Raw genomic sequence first — 1,123 nt, 5'->3', positions numbered from 1 at the left:
GTTCTTGGCATAATGAGTTCCTCCATATGTTGATTATACAATATTTCTAGGGGATATCTCATTTTACTTTGTACTATTTAAATTCTAACACCAAACAACACTCTCATTAAGAAGAATTATCCTGCTGATGTTCATTATCTCCTTGTTCATATCAGTGGCTTGTTACGGTGCGCTAATTTTCACAAATTGGGTTTCTTCAGCCGAGAAAACAACGGCGCATATGGCCGCTGATATTAATGAAGAAATCTATAACCAGGTCTATTCATTAATGCAAGCGCCTTATCATATGAACGAAGTCAACCATAAAGTTATAGAAAATGGAATGCTTGATTGGTCTGACGAAAAACAGCGGGATCGATTTTTTGTTAGCGTAGTTGAGTCCCACAGCAATAGTATATACAGTTTTAGTTACGGCACTGCAAATGGTGAATACTACGGCGCTCGAAGAAATGAAAACGGTGTAGTTGAAATTATGCAAAATAATGCTGATACCGGCGGAAACTCCTGGTATTATTCGGTCAATGAGGACTTGACTGCGGGCGATCTTGTTGTTCAGGCGGGCAAATTCGATCCCCGTACCCGCGCGTGGTATAAGGCTGCAGTTGAGGCTGGAGGCCCAGTTTTTTCACCTTTATATAAACATTTCGTTATGGATGATTTAACTGTGTCCGCAGCGTGGCCAGTATATAATGAATCAGGCAATCTTGATGGCGTGCTTGGGACACATATGCTTCTTTCAGATATTGGTTCCTTCCTTAAAGACGCAGTTGAAGAACACAACGGTATAGCGATTATCATCGAGAAAGATTCGAACTATTTAGTCGCAAACTCTATGGATGTCTCAAACTTTGCTGTTCTTGAGGATGGTACGCTGGAGCGTTACGCACTTAAGGACATTGATAACACAGATATTCAAAACGCTTACGAACAATACAAAACAAACAGCGCTACGGAAATGATCTATAAAGGTGAAAATGACAACTTCTTTGTCAACATCAGTGAAATTCATATGAATGGAATCGATTGGGTATAATGGTGCGCTTGTCAAGACAAAAATCCGAAGGATTTATAATGAATAATAGGCAGGTGTGTTAGTAAGGTGTGGGAAGGCAAACAAATGAGA

General features: G+C 39.9%; 1 protein-coding gene. It reads left to right on the top strand.

The window, feature by feature from the left end; translation table 11 throughout:
* Nucleotides 1-154: 154 nt before the first annotated feature.
* Nucleotides 155-1,033 (top strand): PDC sensor domain-containing protein, encoded by an 879-nt coding sequence (locus BLW33_RS13920; protein WP_242911701.1) that lies wholly within the window; start codon nt 155-157, stop codon nt 1,031-1,033.
* The last annotated feature ends 90 nt before the right edge of the window (nt 1,034-1,123 follow it).

This window comes from Eubacterium aggregans, assembly GCF_900107815.1.
Classification (GTDB): Bacteria; Bacillota; Clostridia; order Eubacteriales; family Eubacteriaceae; genus Eubacterium_O; species Eubacterium_O aggregans.
This window is presented reverse-complemented; position numbering and strand designations above follow the sequence as displayed.